At 37.6% G+C, this 18,261-nt stretch carries 16 protein-coding genes; 3 read left to right on the top strand and 13 right to left on the bottom strand.

From position 1 onward, the window contains the following. Window positions 1-138: 138 nt before the first annotated feature. Genes OZX63_RS05450 through OZX63_RS05465 form a run of 4 tightly spaced genes read right to left on the bottom strand, consistent with a single transcriptional unit; the run spans window position 139 to window position 2,869 of the window. Window positions 139-972, bottom strand: coding sequence for a PTS system mannose/fructose/sorbose family transporter subunit IID (locus OZX63_RS05450; RefSeq protein WP_277142186.1), 834 nt, complete (start codon window positions 970-972; stop codon window positions 139-141). Between the two features lie 11 nt (window positions 973-983). Continuing rightward, window positions 984-1,829, bottom strand: a complete 846-nt coding sequence (locus OZX63_RS05455) for a PTS sugar transporter subunit IIC (protein ID WP_277142188.1) — start codon at window positions 1,827-1,829, stop codon at window positions 984-986. A 16-nt stretch (window positions 1,830-1,845) separates the two neighbouring features. Continuing rightward, window positions 1,846-2,340 (bottom strand): PTS sugar transporter subunit IIB, encoded by a 495-nt coding sequence (locus OZX63_RS05460; protein ID WP_277142190.1) that lies wholly within the window; start codon window positions 2,338-2,340, stop codon window positions 1,846-1,848. A 25-nt stretch (window positions 2,341-2,365) separates the two neighbouring features. After that, window positions 2,366-2,869 carry a PTS N'-diacetylchitobiose transporter subunit IIA gene (locus OZX63_RS05465; protein WP_277163663.1) on the bottom strand — a complete coding sequence of 168 codons (504 nt, stop codon included), beginning with the start codon at window positions 2,867-2,869 and terminating at the stop codon, window positions 2,366-2,368. 72 nt (window positions 2,870-2,941) lie between these two features. Between OZX63_RS05465 and deoC the strand changes: the two genes are divergently transcribed. From deoC to OZX63_RS05480, 3 genes are all read left to right on the top strand, one after another. Further along, on the top strand, window positions 2,942-3,649 hold the full coding sequence (gene deoC / locus OZX63_RS05470; RefSeq protein ID WP_277142194.1) for a deoxyribose-phosphate aldolase: 708 nt from the start codon (window positions 2,942-2,944) through the stop codon (window positions 3,647-3,649). A 111-nt stretch (window positions 3,650-3,760) separates the two neighbouring features. Then, a complete protein-coding gene (locus OZX63_RS05475; RefSeq protein WP_277142196.1) occupies window positions 3,761-4,480 on the top strand; it encodes a GntR family transcriptional regulator in 720 nt (239 codons plus the stop codon). 173 nt (window positions 4,481-4,653) lie between these two features. Then, on the top strand, window positions 4,654-6,927 hold the full coding sequence (locus tag OZX63_RS05480; protein WP_277142198.1) for an HAD-IC family P-type ATPase: 2,274 nt from the start codon (window positions 4,654-4,656) through the stop codon (window positions 6,925-6,927). A gap of 95 nt (window positions 6,928-7,022) precedes the next feature. Here OZX63_RS05480 and OZX63_RS05485 read toward each other — a convergent pair whose 3' ends face one another. The 9 genes from OZX63_RS05485 to grpE all read right to left on the bottom strand — a co-directional run bounded on the left by OZX63_RS05485 (window position 7,023) and on the right by grpE (window position 18,261). Continuing rightward, a complete protein-coding gene (locus tag OZX63_RS05485) occupies window positions 7,023-7,730 on the bottom strand; it encodes a coenzyme F420-0:L-glutamate ligase (RefSeq protein ID WP_277142200.1) in 708 nt (235 codons plus the stop codon). Between the two features lie 173 nt (window positions 7,731-7,903). After that, window positions 7,904-8,422 carry a GNAT family N-acetyltransferase gene (locus tag OZX63_RS05490; protein ID WP_277142202.1) on the bottom strand — a complete coding sequence of 173 codons (519 nt, stop codon included), beginning with the start codon at window positions 8,420-8,422 and terminating at the stop codon, window positions 7,904-7,906. A gap of 130 nt (window positions 8,423-8,552) precedes the next feature. Then, window positions 8,553-9,080 (bottom strand): adenine phosphoribosyltransferase, encoded by a 528-nt coding sequence (locus OZX63_RS05495; RefSeq protein ID WP_277142204.1) that lies wholly within the window; start codon window positions 9,078-9,080, stop codon window positions 8,553-8,555. A 98-nt stretch (window positions 9,081-9,178) separates the two neighbouring features. Next, window positions 9,179-11,455 (bottom strand): single-stranded-DNA-specific exonuclease RecJ, encoded by a 2,277-nt coding sequence (gene recJ / locus OZX63_RS05500; protein ID WP_277145104.1) that lies wholly within the window; start codon window positions 11,453-11,455, stop codon window positions 9,179-9,181. A gap of 36 nt (window positions 11,456-11,491) precedes the next feature. Then, a complete protein-coding gene (locus OZX63_RS05505) occupies window positions 11,492-12,469 on the bottom strand; it encodes an Abi family protein (RefSeq protein WP_277142206.1) in 978 nt (325 codons plus the stop codon). A 117-nt stretch (window positions 12,470-12,586) separates the two neighbouring features. Further along, complete coding sequence (lepA, locus tag OZX63_RS05510) at window positions 12,587-14,425, bottom strand: translation elongation factor 4 (protein WP_277142207.1); 1,839 nt, start codon at window positions 14,423-14,425, stop codon at window positions 12,587-12,589. A 132-nt stretch (window positions 14,426-14,557) separates the two neighbouring features. Further along, window positions 14,558-15,697 carry a molecular chaperone DnaJ gene (gene dnaJ, locus OZX63_RS05515; RefSeq protein ID WP_277142209.1) on the bottom strand — a complete coding sequence of 380 codons (1,140 nt, stop codon included), beginning with the start codon at window positions 15,695-15,697 and terminating at the stop codon, window positions 14,558-14,560. An 81-nt stretch (window positions 15,698-15,778) separates the two neighbouring features. Continuing rightward, window positions 15,779-17,647 (bottom strand): molecular chaperone DnaK, encoded by a 1,869-nt coding sequence (dnaK, locus tag OZX63_RS05520; RefSeq protein WP_277142211.1) that lies wholly within the window; start codon window positions 17,645-17,647, stop codon window positions 15,779-15,781. Window positions 17,648-17,664: 17 nt separating this feature from the next. Next, window positions 17,665-18,261 (bottom strand): nucleotide exchange factor GrpE, encoded by a 597-nt coding sequence (grpE, locus tag OZX63_RS05525; protein WP_277142214.1) that lies wholly within the window; start codon window positions 18,259-18,261, stop codon window positions 17,665-17,667.

Raw genomic sequence — 18,261 nt, forward strand, 5'->3', positions numbered from 1 at the left:
GTTTTCAATTTTTAAATTAATATACACTTTTATTTACATTGCTTACATTTGTTTACAGTAGTTACTCAAACCAAACAAAAAAGCATATTTTCAATAAATTATTGAAAATATGCTTTTTAAATGTATAAATAAATATTTTTAAAATAATCCTACTAAACAGCCCAAAGTAACGATTACTACCATAATAATGATAACTTTGGTTGCCGTCATTTGTTTGCTTGAAACAAGCCACCAACCAAGAATAACCATAGCTAGAGGCAATAATCCTGGGAAAATTCCATCCAAAACGCCTTGCAATGGAGCTGATTTACCACCTTGAGGTATTTTAGCAATTGTCTTCAGAACAATGGTATTAGCCGCTAGAGCTCCAACAACCATCACACCCAAAATATTGAATGCATCAGTGATTCGTTTAGAATTTTCACCCACGATGGTATCAATTGCACCAACACCTAAACGATAACCACTATGAAACGCAATGTATGAAATTGTTGGTCCAATAATGCCATAAGCAATGATATAGAACAATGGCCCAATTGGACTACCACCTTTAGCTAAACTCATACCAATAGATAAGAGAATAGGAACAATAATACCTTGAATAATTGAATCCCCAATACCAGCTAACGGTCCCATCAAAGTTGCTTTAATTGTTACAGGCATTTCTTCAGAAACGTCATTGCCAAGAGCAATTTGTTCCTCAAGTGAGGCAACAATTCCGTTAATTATTTGTCCAGTTTGTGGTTCAGTATTATAAAACATTGAGTGCCGTTCCAAAAGGCGGCGCTTCTTTTCAGGGTCATTTTTATAATATTTACGAGCAAATGGTAAATATGAATATGCCCATGCATGACCCTGCAGCTTTTCGTAACTCATCGAGCTCAAATGCGTAAAGCCCCAACGATACCAAATTTGATTCAATTCATGCTTTGACAGTAATTTTTGTGGTTCAGTACTGTTTGAATTTGCCATAATAAACCTCCTTAGAATAGATCCTCGTCTTCATACTCATCATCTGTATTAACCGTTTGATCATTATCACCCACAGTTGAGCCTGCGGCAGAGACAGTATTTTTACCTGATGCAAGATAGTACAGATATGCCACTAACGCTGCAATAAAGACAATCGCAATCATACTTAATTTTGCAAAAGCTAGTAGAACGAACCCAGCAAGGAAAAAGATGAAATGTGGTTTACTTTTAATAACTATGCTCATCAGCATAGCAATACCAAGAGCTGGTAAAACGCCACCTAGAACTTGAATAATATGAGTTACGATTTCAGGAATACTACTAATCAGCCAGTTAACTAGTCCTTTACCAAAGTAAATTGCTAAAAATACTGGTACAGCACGTAAAAGAAAAGTAGTAATTTGTGGATATACCAAATGGTTTAAGACAATACCGCGATCGTTGTTTTCATGGGCTGCTTTTTCTGCTCTAGTGTTCCAGAAAGAATAGAGAGCCATACGTCCGTTGTAAAAGATTAGGCCAAAAGTTTGTCCAATTAAAATTGCTAAAGTTACCGCAATTGCTGGATTTTTGGTAGTCGCCATTGCTAACCCGATACCACCATATGCCGCATAAGTAATCTCGCTATTAGTAGCACCACCGGTTGAAAGGTTAGCTATAAACACAGCCTGAACAGCTAAACCACATAAAATACCGTTTTTAATATCACCAAAAGCAAGACCTACCAATAGTCCAGCAACTAAAGGTCTACCTACAATGTAGAAGCCACCTGACATACCAAATAGCCAAGGTGTTTCAATTGCCCCTAAATAGCAAAAAATTCCTGTTAAAAGAGCTGGAAAAAACAAACTATTCATTTTCTGTTCCCCCTATCTATTTCATTTCATCATATTTTTTCTTCATCGTTGTCCATGATTTAGGCTCATCATCTGGCAGAAGCTGGAATTGAATCTCAACACCATGCCTTGCAATATCTTCAAAGGCATCGTAATCATTTTGATCTAAAGCAACTGTTCTTCCTAATACCTTAGTCCCAGGTCTAGTGTTCATTGGACCAACATTAAGTACCTTACCGAAATCAACACCTAGATCAACCAATTTAGCAAATGTCTGTGGTGAGTCACTTATTAAAAAGAATTTCTTTTTAGATTCAATTCCCTTTGCAATTTTTTCACCTGCTTCTGCAACAGTGTAAATTCCGACTTTTAACTCATTGGCTGCAGCTTTAAGAACCTTTCTACGCAGCTTGTCATGTGCAATATTATCACCAACAACTAAAATACCATCTACTGGACGTGCCTTAGTCCATCTGGTCATTGTTTGACCATGGATTACACGATCGTCAACTCTTACTACTGAAATACTCATTTTTTATTACTCCATTCCTCAATTTCTAAAAAAGGTCGTCATTATCATCTTGAATATCTTCTGCTTTTATAATTCCTTCTGTACCAGCTTTTAAAACAATTTCTGTTGCTTCTTCAAGTGTTGTTTGACTTGTAAGCTGAGGGATTAATTCAAGTAACATTGGTAAATTTAATCCACTAATTAAACTAACCTTTTCTGGATGTTCTAAATAATATTTATATGATTCGTTATAAGGTGTTCCTCCTTTCAAATCAGCCAAAATCAAAACTGGTCCCTTTTGCTGATCTAATAATGCATTTAACCTGCTACGATATTTATCAATGCCATCATTATCCAATTCTAAAGTTAAAATTTTTGAACTTTTACCAGCAATAAATTCAAAGCCTGATAAAATACCTTCAGCTAAGTTACCATGTGATGTCAAAAGAACTTTCACTAGCTTCATCTCCATTTTGTAATTACATATTATTTTTACAATGTAATTATATGGAATCGCTATCTTTAAGTCAATATCTATTTTTATAAGCATTTAATTTATTGTTGACCTTTTTGCTTTTAGTTATTATAATTTGTTATGTAAATACATAAAGGAGAAATAATTATGAAATATACAATTGATGACTTTGCCCGCTTAATTGACCATACGAATTTACATCCGTATGCAACTCAAGAAGATATGAAGAAACTCTGTGACGAAGCAAAAAAGTATCATTTTAAAATGGTGGCAATTAATCAAGTTCAATCAGAATATTGCGCTAAGCAACTTGCAGGAACAGACATTGATACTGGAGCAGCAATTAGTTTCCCTTTAGGACAAACAACTGTGGCTTCAAAGGTTTTTGATACTGAAAATGCAATCGAAAATGGTGCTAACGAAATTGATTACGTAGTAAATTTAACTAAAGTACGTGACCATGATTGGGACTACATTGAAGACGAAATGAAGCAAATTGTTGCTGCATGCCATGAAAAGAATATTCCGTGCAAAGTAATTTTTGAAACCTGCTTTCTCACCAAAGATGAAATTAAGCAATTAGCTTTAATTGCCAAAAAAGTTGAACCTGACTTTGTTAAGACTTCTACTGGCTTTGGGACTGCTGGTGCTAAAGTTGAAGATGTTAAGTTAATGAAGGAAAATGTTGGCCCTAATGTTAAAGTTAAGGCAGCTGGTGGTATTCGTAACACCGATGACTTTTTAGCGATGATTGCCGCAGGTGCACAGCGAATCGGGACTAGCTCTGGTGTCAAAATCATTGAAACTTTGAAAAAACGCTTTGAAGATGACAACATTACTTCGCTAGATATTTAAAATAAAAATTTTAAGATAAAAAAATCAATGCAAAATACCAACTGGAATTGGTAAGCATTGATTTTTTTGTGTTATAGTAACTTGTAATTACATAAAAAAGGTGGCAATAGTGTGACAAAAGCAGGACAACCTAAATATAAATTAATTGAAGACGATCTACTAAAGAAAATACAAACTGGTGTCTACAAACAAAACACACTGATTCCGCGGGAAGTAGAACTTGCAGAAAACTATCATGTTAGTCGACCGACCGTGCGGCAAGCAATTTCTAAGCTAGTCAACAAAGGCTATTTAGAACGCCGACGCAAGCGCGGAACGATCGTTAGGCAAGCAAAAATCGAGCAGGAATTTACGCACGTAATTGAAAGTTACAGCACAGAAATGAATACAAAAGGTATTTACCCTAAGACAAACCTGCTTTACTTTCAAGTCCAACAAGCTAACTCCGAAGTAAGTGAGAACCTAAGAATCCCATTGAATGCACCAGTTTTTAAGCTGACACGATTACGTTATGCTGATCAGAAGCCAATCGTTTTAGTTACTACTTATGTTCCGGAAGAAAGAGTGCCTGAGTTAATCAACTACGACTTTGTTAAGGATTCTCTTTACAGTACTTTGGAAAAGTACCAATTAAAAGTAACGCATGTTATCAGGAAGTTGGAAGTTTTAGAAGCTGACGAAACTACGGCCAATCTACTTAATATTCCAAATAACAAGCCAATTTTTTATTTTCACACCCAAGGCCTTACTAGTGACGAAAAGCCAATCGAATATTCAATTGCCAAGTATCGCGGCGACCTTAATTCATTCATTATTGATGTTCGCAGATAAGCTGGACTCAAATAAAAATCATGTTCATTAGAAGTTTTAACTGACATTTATTCCTAGCTGATTTTTAAAATAATCATTAATATTATCAAGTGGCTATGCTTTTATTTCCTAGAAAAAACGGCGTAACTGTGCTAATTTAGATAAAGTATAAATTAATCAAAGGAAGGCAAATTATGTCTGAAAAAATTACCGGCTTAAGTCAAGCCGAAGCAGATAAACTTCTTAAAGAAAAAGGGTTAAATGAGGTTCCAGAACCACAATTTAACTTTTTTAAAGAATTTTTATCTAAATTATGGAACCTATCCGCCTGGATTTTGGAAGCAGCCCTGCTTTTGGAATGTATTTTAGGAAAATGGATTCAATCATTATTTGTACTGTTAATGTTACTATTTGCGGCATGGAATGGTGCGACACAAAAGAAGCGTTCGCGGCGGGTGTTAAATAATATTTCCCACAAATTAACGCCAACTGTTTCCGTTCAACGCGACAATAAGTGGCAAAATATCGATTCCAAGTATCTTGTACCTGGCGACCTGATTAATTTGCAGCCGGGAGACGTTCTTGCGGCTGATGTCAAACTTGTTGATGGCCAACTTTCAACTGATGAAAGCTCAATCACCGGTGAAGCAAAAACAGTTCATAAGAAAATTAACGACGCAGCCTTTGCTGGGACAACTGTTGTTGAAGGGTCTGGCTTAGCCATTGTAACTGCAACTGGATCAGACTCTCGTTCAGGTAAGACCATTAACCTAATTAATAATTCTGCAGCTCCGGGACATTTACAACAGCTGTTAACCAAGATTATTTATTATCTTTGCTTACTAGACGGTTTCTTAACTCTAATTATCATCGTTGCTTCCTTCTTTAAGGGTGGCGATATTAAAAATTTGGTCAACATGCTACCGTTTTTAGCTATGATGTTCATTGCTTCAATTCCAGTGGCAATGCCATCAACTTTTGCTTTATCTAACTCATTTGAAGCAACTAGATTGAGCAAGGAAGGTGTTCTGACCGCCGATTTAACTGGTATTCAAGATGCAGCCAATCTGAACTTGATTTTACTGGATAAAACAGGAACAATCACTGAAAACAAGACTGCAGTTGCTCAATGGACTAATTTCAGCCAACTTGACAACAAGTTAGTGCTTGAACTGGCTACTGCTGCAACTGACCAACGAAATAAAAAAATCATCGATGCTGCAATCGATGAGTATGCTGTTGAACAAGGATTAACGGTTAAAACAAGTGATGACTTTACCCCCTTCACTTCTGGTACTGGGTATTCAATGGCTAACGTTGATGGTTATAACGTTAAGTTAGGTTCATTTAAGCAGCTTTCTCTAATTGATAAAACCGCTAATGACAAGGTAAAAGAAATTGACTTTGGTGCGGGACGTTCCTGTGCTCTACTAATCAATGACCAACTTGCTGGTGTCTTCATTTTGCAAGATAAGGTTCGGTCAGATTCTAAGGCTGCCTTAGCCGAATTGAAAAAGCGCGGCGTTCGCCCAATCATGTTAACCGGTGATAATCAAAAGACAGCTTTAGCAGTTGCTAAACAAGTTGATTTAACTGGTGACGTAATTTCAATTCATGATTTTAACGAAAATACCGATATTAATCAGCTAGCCGGCATTGCGGATGTCTTACCAGAAGATAAATTGCGCATGGTTAAGTTCTTCCAAAAGAAGGGCTATATCGTGGGTATGACCGGTGATGGCGTTAATGACTCACCCGCTCTAAAGCAAGCAGAAGTCGGCATTGCTGTATCTAACGCAGCAGACGTTGCTAAACGGTCTGGAAAGATGGTTTTACTAACTGATGGTTTGAGTTCAATTGTTAAGATTTTAGATGCTGGTCACCGTGTTTACCAAAGAATGACCACGTGGTCTTTAACTAAACTAGCAAGAACGGCTCAATTGACAATGCTACTAACATTTGGTTACCTCTTCTTCAATTATATTCCGATGGCGTTAAACGCAATGGTTATCTATACTATTATGAATAACATGGTAACCATGATGATCGGAACCGACCGCACTCATATTACTTATAAGCCAGAAAACTGGAATATCGCTAAGTTAGCTAAAATCGCCTTTTCACTTGCTTTTGGCTGGACAGTAATTGGGATTATCGCAGTTGGCTACCTAAATACCCACGGTTTTAGCCACGGTACAGTTTCAACGATGGTTTATGTTTACCTTGTATTGAGTGCAATGTTCATCCTGCTGATTACCAGAACCAAGCGTTTCTTCTGGCAGGATTATCCATCAAAAGCTGTTGGTTTAACCCAAATAGCGGATGTGATTTTAACAATTATCCTTGCCCTCTTTGGTATTGCAATGACTAAGATTAGTTGGACTAACCTGTTAATCACCTTTGCTATCGCAATCGTGGCAGCTGTGATAGTTGATTTATTCTATCAGCCAATTATGAAAAATAAATAATGACTTTAAAATAGAGCTTTTTAGTTAAAAAGCTCTATTTTTTTGCAAAAAAATACTCCTAAAATTTAGAGATTCTCGAAATTTAAACTCGCAACTTAATTCAATGCATCTTTAATACTCGAATCAGAAGATTTTTCATATTTCAACCCATGAATTGCTACTAAAGGAATATTTGTCCCTCTTTGTCCCATTACTAGTCCTGCCGCACTTGCCAGCAAATCGCATAAGGTTTCAACGGTCTTATTTTCCTTATCAATTCTTAAGCCATTTATACCATATAAACCCACAGCAACTTGGTTAGCTCCCTTTTTATCAATTCTGCCGTCACTGTCTGTAATAATTACGCTAACTCTCACTCCTAGTTGTAAATAAAAAGTATCACTTATATTTTTTGCGGTTTTATCACAATCATTAGGTAGTACAATCGCATATCCATCTTTTCCTTTATCAACCCCTGCACTTGTAAGATATAAACCATTGGGCAGCCAAGCACCAATATAATTATCTTCTACTTCCAAACATCTACCATCAGGACTTTGAGTTTGATTAATAATTACTTGGATTAATCTTGAATCCTTTCTAGGTATCTTCTCATGTATTTTTTTAGCAACTATTGAAGGGGTTATTTCATCCAATTTAACTATATTTCCTTCGGCAATGGAACAAATTTTGGACGCCACGCATATAACATCACCATCATAAATTTCAAACTTTTGTTTTTTTATTGTTTCAACAAAAATTTCTCCTATATTACACGTGTTTTCGATCATCGGGACACCCTGCAAACCATTTATTTCAATCATTGTTATCTTTCTCTCCCCCTGATTTATTACTTAGTCTATCTATTATTTATTTTAAGTCTTCACAATTTAATTAAAATACTTTTGCAAATTAAAAAGAATTACAACCTAATAACAATTGTAATTCTTATAGAAAAATATTTAATTTTTTGCTGCTGTATAGAATGACTGAATCTTTAACGAACTAGTTCATAAACGTACGAGGTTTCATCAGCACGGTAAACACCGTGTAAAGTTCCCACTTGCTTAAAGCCCATTTTATCAATCAAATGTTGCATTGCCTTATTGTCTTCATGCGTATCAATTCTAATTGAATCAACCTCAGGATGATTATCCCGAATATTTTCAATGACAGCTTGCAACAGCTTAGTCGCATAACCATTACCAGCGTGTTTAGAATGAATTGCGACCCGATGAATAACCACATAATTATCTGTTTGTATTAACCAGTCACCATTCAATTTATCGTATGAATGATCGGGCGGTGTAACGATCGAAATTGCACCAACGGTTTCCTCATCATCAGAAACAGCTAGGTATGCCCAACCATTTTCAATATCTTCCTTAATTTGATCAGGTGATGGATACTCACCCTGCCATTGATTGACGCCACTTTCTGCCAATTGGTTAGCGCCATCTTTTAAAATCGCCATAATTTGATCAAAGTCGGTCATTGTTGCTCTTCTTAATTGCAAATCTTTCACTTCTCCTTTTAAAACATACGATCTATTATACCGACGCTAATCAGGTATGTAAAAAGATCTGTTTTTGCAACATTAATAAAAAAACAGTTTTCTTTAATTACAAAAGAAAACTGCTTTGTTATTAAGCACCATGATATTGGACAAGTGAATAAATATCAAGTCCTGGTAACTTTTCCTTACCCTTTAAATCAGGCAATTCAATATAAAATGCGGCACCAACTACGATACCACCTAAATTTTCAATTAACTGCTTGCAGGCACGCAAGGTTCCAGCTGTTGCAAGTAAGTCATCACAGATAACTACTCGTTGACCTGGCTTAATTGCATCCTTATGCATTTCCAAGCTGTTAGAACCATATTCCAAATCATATGAAGCTCTCTCGACTTCTCTTGGCAACTTATGAGGCTTTCTTGCAGGAACAAAGCCTAAACCTAATTCAGTTGCAACAGGACAGCCCACAATAAACCCACGAGCTTCAGGACCGACAATGACATCTGCTTTTCTACTCTTAGCGTATTCTGCAAGCTTATGCGTAGCTGCTCTAAACAATTCGCCATCCTGCAAAATTGGGGTAATATCCCGAAAGACAATCCCTTTATTCGGAAAGTCATTAACACTGGCAATCCGTTCTTCAAAAATGTTTTCCATAAGAAGAAAAACCTCCAAAACTTCATTTGCTTTTCAAAGCACAATTTAACTTACATATTCTAACAGATTTAACCATAAAAAGCACTAAAAATCGTGTATTAGTGCTGTTTTAGCTGCTGATTGACATACATTAATAATTTATTAGTCGGCATTTGTCTTAACTCACTTGCAAAAGTGATTTGAGAAGTTACCGCAGTAAAATATTTAGATGCTGAAAGTGGTTGTTTGGTAGGGTTAGGTACCCCAACAATCTGGTTATTCTGCAACTGAACAAAGTTAAGCTCAAAGAAAACCCGTAAAATAAACAGCAAACTATTATAATCTAATCCTAGAAATGGTGCAACCTGCCGATAATCTGCTGGCGATAAATCTGAATGAGCATAAACATATTTTAAAACGCGCGCAAAATCTGTCTTGGCCGGAATACTTTCAACTGGTAATTGGTCGAGCAAAAAACGCAAATATAACTGCTGATAGTTATTATTAAGGGCCTGATTTAATTCCGTTAAATTATGGGGCACATCAATTAATGCGGCAACCTCGCCATTACCTTCATAATCACGCACTAGCGCAATTTTAGCAGGATTTATTCCTAAGCTATTGATAGCAACCGTCTGGTTTTTTTCATCAAATAACAAATAGCGGTCGGCAAAACCCATCACGTATTTTTCTTGTCGCAAGTCAATTACTGGTGCTGGGACTGCTAACTGTGGAGCTTTAAAGACAATGCCCTCGATGATACCCTGCAGCTTGGTTTGATTACGAAAAGTATTTAGCCCTAACTGGACAAAGATTTGGTCAACAAAGGGTAAAAGATTACGCGTGACGTATTCCTTATTAAAGCCAACAACATCTAATTTGCCCGCATTTTTAACCGCCTGAAAACGGATATGCGTCTTGTCCTTGCCCATAAAATCAAAATTGTTAATCGTTGCGTGCGTAATACTAAAAGTGGGTTTAACATTGTCAGTACCAAACGGCCCAGCAAGATTAATCTCGTTCACCGTATCTGGCGACAACTTAGCCAGTGGCAATTCAAAATCATACTGCTTCACTGCTAAATTTGGCGTGTCCTTAAAGCTGGCTTCAAAAGCATCCCGCAATTCGTCAATTTTATCAACCGTCATCGATAAGCCACAAGCAAAATCATGCCCACCAAATTTGGTCAATAATTTTTCTTTTAAAGGAGACAACGCATCAAATAAGTTAAACCCTGGAATCGAGCGACCTGAACCCTTAATGATTCCAGCTTCGTTTTTAGTCAAAACAATCGTTGGTTTATGAAATTTTTCAACAACTTTATTGGCTACTAGACCAAGCACACCCTCGTGAAATTCAGGATCATAAATTACCAGAGTATTCTTAGTCTGCCAACCATTAACCTTAACTTGCTCAATGCATGATTGATAAACTGCAGCTGTCAATTCCTTGCGCTCATCATTAAGTTCTTCAATTTGGCTCGCTAATTTTTGGGCTTGCTCTTCATCATCAGAAAGCAGCAGCTCCACAGCAAGACTAGCATTATCCAGTCGGCCAACAGCATTTAGTCGTGGTGCAATATTGAAGCCAACGTCAGTTTCATCAATTGCGCCCAGCTTCAAGCCCGCGTTTTTAATTAATGCTCGCAAACCTGGGCGCTGCGTTTGGTTAAGCATTGCTAGACCACGCTTAACAATAATATGACCTTCGCTAGACACCTTGACCATATCGCCAATGGTACCAATCATGGCAAGCTCTAATAGTTCAGACATTGGGTCTTGCATTAATTCACGGCAAATTGTGTACGCAACTCCAGCACCACAATAATCATCAAACGGGTATTGCTGGCCCGGATAATTGCAGTGCACAATTGCATACGCATCAGGCACTTCTTCTTGAAAAGTATGATGATCCGTAATAATTGTATCAACGCCATGTTCTTTTGCATAAGCAACTTCTTTAACGCCAGTTACCCCATTATCAACCGTGATAATGAGCTGAGTGCCATCTTCCACAAGCTTTTGATAAGCCTTTTGATTGGGGCCATAACCATCACGAAAGCGATCAGGAATAAAGTAATGCACATCTGCACCTAGTATTTCCAGTGTCTCCATCATGATTGTTGTTGCCGTAATCCCATCAGCGTCATAATCGCCATAAATGGTTATTTTTTCACCCTGATCGATTGCCTTAGTAATGCGATCAATTGCCTTATCCATGTCATGCATTAAATTAGGCTCAGCCAAGTCTTCCTCGGTCGCATTAAACCAAAAGGCTAACTGTTCATCAGTATTAACTCCACGCAAAGAAAACAACTTAGCCGTTATTGGGCTAAGTTGATATTTTTCAATTAACTCAGAAGGTAACTCCTTAGCGGAACGTTGTTTCCACTCGATCATTCTATTCTAAACCTTTTCTATTAAACCCTGATTCTAATTTTGAATTAGCTTTGGTTGCTTTTCCCAATTCTTAGGAAAACCAATTGAAGATAAAATTTCATTAGAATCTATACTATTTATTTTACTTCCTAAATATTTACATCTTTTTCGAACAGTATTGTTCAAAATACAAAATTCTGTTCTACTTAAAAAACATTGTAAATTTAGAAACACAGAATACACTGACCGTCTTTGATCCTTAACTGCTATATTATAATGGCAACATAATTGTTCAAAGTATTTGCTATCTGCTCTGCATTCATATCCTAATAATCGATTATTATGGGCACAAATATTTCTAATTTCATGAATATTTTTGATAAATGAAACCATTACCTCAGGCTCAAACATATTAACATCCTGATTCAAGTTTTCAGAAATAAAGCTATTCAGATCTTTAGCAATCTTATTTTGCATACTAGTGGGTACTATTTCAATTAATTCACATAAAGTACCAAAATCGATAAAATCAATTAATACCCAAATAGGAACATCATTGTGCCGCTTAACATAAAAATCAATAGCATTATTAGCTGTACTTTTTCTTCTATTTGTTTTTCTCTTGATTAACTGTGAAAGACGTAAAATTATTTTACTTACTTGTACTGAGTTTTTCTCATCATAACTCGTAAAATTTAAATAAGCATATTTTTCATTTTTATGTTTTTCAGCAAACCGATAAGCAAAAATTGATTTCAAATGGTGCTCAGCATTAAGAATTGCATTTAAAAGCGTAATTTTTAATTCTCGATCAAAAAAATACAAGGTAGCTATTTCATCAAATGTTACATCTTTACGATATAAATTACTTTTTTCTTCTTGAAAGAACTTACTGTAACCATTAATAATATTATAGTAATTATTGGTTAACAAATAACGCTTTATGCGTTCTTCATCTCCAAAAGTTAATCCTCTTTGTTGTAATATCACTAATTGTTCAGTAACGGTTTTAAAATCCTTTGTTTTTGCCACAAAAAAACTCCTTCATCACTGATGAAGGAGTTTTCTCGCACTAGTCCCCGTAGAGATACTAGCACTCTCTCTACTTCATCATTCTACTTAAACTTCAAATAATAGTCAAGTGTAACATTACTTCGAATTTAAATCATCATCGTTCATCTTCAAGACGGCCATAAATGCATCTTGTGGCACTTCGACACGGCCAACAGCCTTCATTCGCTTCTTACCGCGCTTCTGCTTTTCCAGCAATTTAGCCCGACGATCGGGATCACCCGTGTGAATTTTCCAGGTAACATCTTTACGATATGGCTTAACAGTTGCTCGCGAAATGATTTTAGCGCCAATTGCTCCTTGAATATCAACCTCAAAGTTTTGCCGTGGAATCAGCTTTTTAAGCATTGATGTCATTTGCCGTGCCCGCTTTTGTGCTTCATCCCTGTGCGCAATAAAGCTCAAGGCATCAATTGCTTGTTTATTGAGTAAAATATCAATTTTAACTAAGTCAGTTGCCCGATAACCCGTAATTTCATAGTCTAGTGAAGCATAGCCTTTAGTTGAGGATTTCAAATCATCGAAAAAGTCATAAATAATTTCAGCCAGTGGCATATCATAAATCACGTTAACGCGATACTTATCCAGATAATCCATCGTGACAAATTCACCACGCTTGCGTTGACATAATTCCATTACTGGACCGACAAAATCGTTCGGCACCATAACTTCGGCTTTAACGTAAGGCTCCTGAACTTCTTTATATTCACCAGCACTTGGCAAATCGGATGGATTATCAATCACCTTCGTTGAGCCATCATTCATAATTGCGTGGTAGTCAACTGATGGTGCGGTCATAATTAAATCAAGGTCAAATTCTTGTTCCAACCGTTCCTGAACAACATCCATGTGAAGCAAGCCCAAAAAGCCACAACGAAAACCAAATCCTAGTGCAGTTGAAGTCTCAGGTTCAAATTCTAAGGCAGCATCATTTAACTGCAACTTTTGCAATGCTTCTTTTAAGTCGTTATATTTGGCGTTTTCAACGGGATACATCCCTGAATAAACCATCGGCGGAATTTGCCGATAACCAGGCAGTGGCTCTGCCGTTGGGTGTTCTGCAGAGGTAATCGTATCACCCACTCGGGTTTCACGAACTGACTTGATATTAGCTGTTAAGTAGCCAACATCCCCAGCAATCAAAATATCTTTCTTAACTGGCTGCGGACTAGTCACACCAACTTCTGTTACCTCATACTTTTTACCAGTATTCATAATTTCAATTTGATCACCAGGCTTGACTGTCCCTTCTTCAACGCGAATGGACAACACAACCCCGCGATAATCGTCATATTTTGAATCAAAAATCAACGCCTTTAGTGGTGCTGTTAAGTCGCCTGCTGGTGCCGGTATCTCCTTAACCACCTTTTCAAGCATATCGGCAATCCCTTGGCCAGTTTTACCAGAAACTTCAGCGGCATCGGAAGCATCAAGACCAAGCATTTCTTCAATTTCTTCCTTAGCTTGCTCTGGATTAGCTGATGGCAAGTCAATCTTATTGATTACTGGCAGAATTTCTAAGTCATCATCAATTGCTAGGTAAGTATTAGCCAAAGTCTGTGCTTGCACACCTTGTGATGCGTCAACAACTAGCAGCGCACCTTCACAAGCAGCAAGTGACCGTGAAACTTCATAAGAAAAGTCGACGTGTCCCGGGGTATCAATCAAGTGGAAAATATAATCTTCGCCATCTTGTGCATGATACTTGATTTCTACTGAGTTCATCTTGATTGTGATTCCACGTTGGCGTTCAAGCGGCATATCATCAAGCATTTGATTCTTTAATTGCCTCTGCGAAACTGTGTCTGTCAATTCCAAAATCCGATCAGCAATAGTCGATTTACCGTGATCAATATGGGCAACAATTGAAAAGTTGCGAATGTGTTTTTGATAATCTTGTAATTTTTTAATATCCATAAATTATTTGCACCCTTTGTTTCTATCTCTCTAATTATAGCAAATTCGCAAGTGCAGTTAAAATTAATTAGAAGTTCTGTAAATTTTTAAAAGAAAAAGAATCCTAACTTTTAGGATTCTTAATCAGATTTTTTACTTCAACTTTTCTTTTAAACGTTCAAAAAAGCCTTTTTCTTGTGGTGTAATTGAACCACCACCTGCTTTAACAAAGTCAACTAATGCTTCTTTTTGCTTTTCATTAATTGACTCTGGGATTTGCACTTGAACAGTTGTTACCTGATCGCCATTACCATTACCGCGCAAATATGGCACACCCTCGCCGCGCAAAGTAAATTTCTTGTTTGGCTGAGTACCAGCAGGAATTTTTAATTTACTCTTGCCGTGAACCGTTTTAATGTCAATTTCGTCCCCTAAAGTTGCTTGAGCAAACGAAATTGGCACTGTGGTATAGATTGTATTGCCATTACGTTCAAAGTCCTTAGATGGCTTAATACGGTAACTAATGTATAAATCACCATAAGGGCCACCGTTTTTACCAGCTTCACCCTGGCCTTCGTAGCGTAATTGTTGACCATTGTCAATTCCGGCAGGAATGTTGATTTCAATGTTATTTTTACCATCAACAGTTCCCTTACCATGACAAGTTTTACATGGGTGCTCAATGATTACACCGCGGCCTTGACACTTATCACAAACTGTCTGGCGGCGAATCATACCCAGCATTGACTTTTGCGTTACAGTCATGTAACCCGAGCCATGACACTTATCACAGGTAATTGGATGCGTGCCCTTTTCGGCACCAGTTCCTTGACAAGTCGAACAAGTTTCACTGCGAGTATAAGAAACCTGCGTCTTTTTACCCGTAATCGCGTCCATAAAATCAATCGTCAATGTATAATCGAGATCTTGACCACGTTGTGGGGCGGTTGGGTTAGCTTGACGTTGACCGCCACCAGCACCACCGCCGAAGAAATCATTGAAAATATCGCTGAAATCACCAAAGCCGCTGAAGTCGCCATAACCTTGGCCACCGCCAAAGCCGCCCTGACCATTGACACCGGCAGAACCAAATTGGTCATATTGAGCCCGCTTTTGCTTATCGTGCAAAACCTCGTAAGCCTCGTTGACTTCCTTGTACTTTTCTTCAGCTCCCGGTTCATGATTCAAATCTGGGTGATATTTCTTAGCTAATTTACGGTAAGCAGAGTTAATTTCTTTATCACTGGCATTGCGATCAACACCTAGCACATTATAATAGTCTTCTTGTGCCATCTATTAAAAGCTCCTCACTTTCCAAAAGAAAAGAACTACTTTTGCGGCAGTTCTTTTCTAATTTATTCAATTATAAACCCTTTATTTGTTCGGGTCTACTTTGTGGAATTCACCGTCAGTTGCAGAACCATCACTTGTATTGCCGCCTTGTGAACCCGGATTCTGTGGACCGGCTTGCGGGCCAGCTTGACCAGCTGCTCCTTGAGCACCACCATTAGCCTGGTACAATTTAACAGCCAAATCTTGAGCAACCTTAGTTAATTCATCCTTCTTGGACTTCATTTCATCTAAGTTATTGTCCTTTTGCGCTTTCTTTAACGCATCAAGAGCATCTTGGACCTTCTTGGTATCATCTGCAGAAACCTTATCGTTATCCTTAACTTCCTTTAGAGTCTTTTCGGTTGAGAAGATTAATTGGTCAACTTCATTACGTAAGTCAACTTCTTCCTTCTTCTTCTTATCCTCTTCAGCGTGTTCTTCGGCTTCTTTTTGCATCTTTTGAATTTCTTCATCAGAAAGACCGGATGAACTCTTAATTGTAATCTTTTGTTCCTTACCAGTACCCATATCCTTAGCAGAAACATTAACGATACCGTTCTTATCAATATCAAATGTAACTTGGATTTGTGGTACACCACGAGGTGCTGCAGGAATGTCAGTTAATTCAAAGCGTCCCAAAGTCTTATCATCTTGAGCCATTGGACGTTCACCTTGTAAAACATGAACGTCAACGGCTGGTTGGTTATCAGCAGCCGTTGAGAAGATTTGACTCTTAGAAGTTGGAATTGTTGTGTTCTTTTCAATTAACTTAGTGAAGACACCACCCATGGTTTCAATACCAAGTGATAATGGTGTAACATCAAGCAAAACAACATCCTTAACGTCACCTGAGATAACCCCACCTTGAATGGCAGCACCCAAAGCAACAGCTTCGTCAGGGTTAATTGAGTGGTCAGGTTCCTTACCAGCCCACTTCTTAACAGCTTCCTGAACGGCAGGAATACGAGTTGAACCACCGTTTAAGATAACCTTGTCAATGTCACTAACTGTCAAGTCAGCATCGTTTAAGGCATTGTCAAAAGCAACCTTAGTGCGATCAACTAAGTCACTAGTTAATTCATCAAATTTAGCACGAGTTAAGTCAGCTTCAAGGTGCAAAGGACCAGATTCACCAGCAGAAATGAACGGTAATGAAATGTGAGTTGAAGATACACCAGACAAGTCCTTCTTAGCTTTTTCTGCGGCATCCTTTAACCGTTGCAAAGCCATCTTGTCTTTAGATAAATCAACGCCATTTTCATCCTTAAAGTTTTGGATGAGCCAATCCATGATCTTGTTGTCAAAGTCGTCACCACCAAGGTGAGTATCACCGTTAGTTGATAATACTTGGAAGACGCCGTCACCTAATTGCAATACGGAAACATCAAAAGTACCACCACCAAGGTCGTAAACTAAGACTTTTTCATCTTCGGCATCTTTATCAAGGCCATATGCCAATGAAGAAGCAGTTGGTTCGTTAATGATCCGCTTAATGTCTAAACCAGCAATCTTACCGGCATCCTTAGTAGCTTGACGTTGAGCATCGTTGAAGTATGCAGGAACAGTGACAACAGCATCAGTAACCTTTTCACCTAGGTAATCTTCAGAGAATTTCTTGATATATTGCAAAATCATTGCGGAAATTTCTTGAGGAGTATAGGACTTATCTCCAACTTTAACTTTATAATCTGCTTCACCCATGTGACGCTTAATTGAAATAACAGTATTCGGGTTAGTGATTGCTTGACGTTTTGCAACCTCACCAACTTGAATTTCACCATCTTTGAAAGCAACTACTGATGGTGTAGTCCGGTTACCTTCAGGGTTAGTAATAATCTTTGGTTCTTTACCTTCAAGAACAGCAACTGCTGAGTTAGTTGTTCCGAGGTCGATTCCGATAACTTTTGACATTGATTAACATCCTTTCATTACTGTGCAACAACAACCATTGCTGGTCTTAATGTACGGTCTTTGTATTGATATCCTTTTTGTAAAACTTGGACAACGTGGTCCTTTTGATCATCGCTGCTGGCTGCAACTGTTTGAACAGCTTGATGCAGTGTCGGATCAAATTTAACACCTTCGGCCTCAATTTCACTAATTCCGTGATCTTTCATGGCCTTAACTAAAGAATCAAGTGTCATTTGCACACCCTTCTTTAGCTGTTGAGATGCTTCATCATCAACCTTTGTACCTAAGGCACGCTCTAAATTATCCATTGCTGGTAGTACGTCCTTAGCTAAAGATTGCGACTCATACTTTATTAGTTGTGCCCGTTCTTTATTATAGCGGTTTTGCATATTCTGCATTTCTGCTTGACTACGCAAATACTTATCTTCAAAATCTTTGCTGGCTGCTTGAGCTTTAGCTAATTCTTCTTGAAGCTTTTGCTCTGGCGTTTTTTCTTTTTTATCAGCTTTTACAGCTTGCTTCTTCGCTTCAGATTTTGTTTCTTTTTCTGACTTTGCGGTAGTCGCTTCTGTTTGATCTAAATCTTTTTCACTAGGAAAATCTTTTTTACTCAC

This window comes from Lactobacillus sp. ESL0700, from assembly GCF_029392095.1.
GTDB lineage: Bacteria > Bacillota > Bacilli > Lactobacillales > Lactobacillaceae > Lactobacillus.

What these genes read in the sequence shown, in the direction of transcription:
- OZX63_RS05455 (WP_277142188.1), bottom strand. Translation starts at nt 1,829, where the DNA reads ATGAATAGTTTGTTTTTTCCAGCTCTTTTAACAGGAATTTTTTGCTAT.
- dnaK (WP_277142211.1), bottom strand. Translation starts at nt 17,647, where the DNA reads ATGTCAAAAGTTATCGGAATCGACCTCGGAACAACTAACTCAGCAGTT.
- OZX63_RS05450 (WP_277142186.1), bottom strand. Translation starts at nt 972, where the DNA reads ATGGCAAATTCAAACAGTACTGAACCACAAAAATTACTGTCAAAGCAT.
- OZX63_RS05485 (WP_277142200.1), bottom strand. Translation starts at nt 7,730, where the DNA reads ATGATTGAAATAAATGGTTTGCAGGGTGTCCCGATGATCGAAAACACG.
- OZX63_RS05480 (WP_277142198.1), top strand. Translation starts at nt 4,654, where the DNA reads ATGTCTGAAAAAATTACCGGCTTAAGTCAAGCCGAAGCAGATAAACTT.
- OZX63_RS05495 (WP_277142204.1), bottom strand. Translation starts at nt 9,080, where the DNA reads ATGGAAAACATTTTTGAAGAACGGATTGCCAGTGTTAATGACTTTCCG.
- dnaJ (WP_277142209.1), bottom strand. Translation starts at nt 15,697, where the DNA reads ATGGCACAAGAAGACTATTATAATGTGCTAGGTGTTGATCGCAATGCC.
- OZX63_RS05465 (WP_277163663.1), bottom strand. Translation starts at nt 2,869, where the DNA reads ATGCTTATAAAAATAGATATTGACTTAAAGATAGCGATTCCATATAAT.
- deoC (WP_277142194.1), top strand. Translation starts at nt 2,942, where the DNA reads ATGAAATATACAATTGATGACTTTGCCCGCTTAATTGACCATACGAAT.
- lepA (WP_277142207.1), bottom strand. Translation starts at nt 14,425, where the DNA reads ATGGATATTAAAAAATTACAAGATTATCAAAAACACATTCGCAACTTT.
- OZX63_RS05460 (WP_277142190.1), bottom strand. Translation starts at nt 2,340, where the DNA reads ATGAGTATTTCAGTAGTAAGAGTTGACGATCGTGTAATCCATGGTCAA.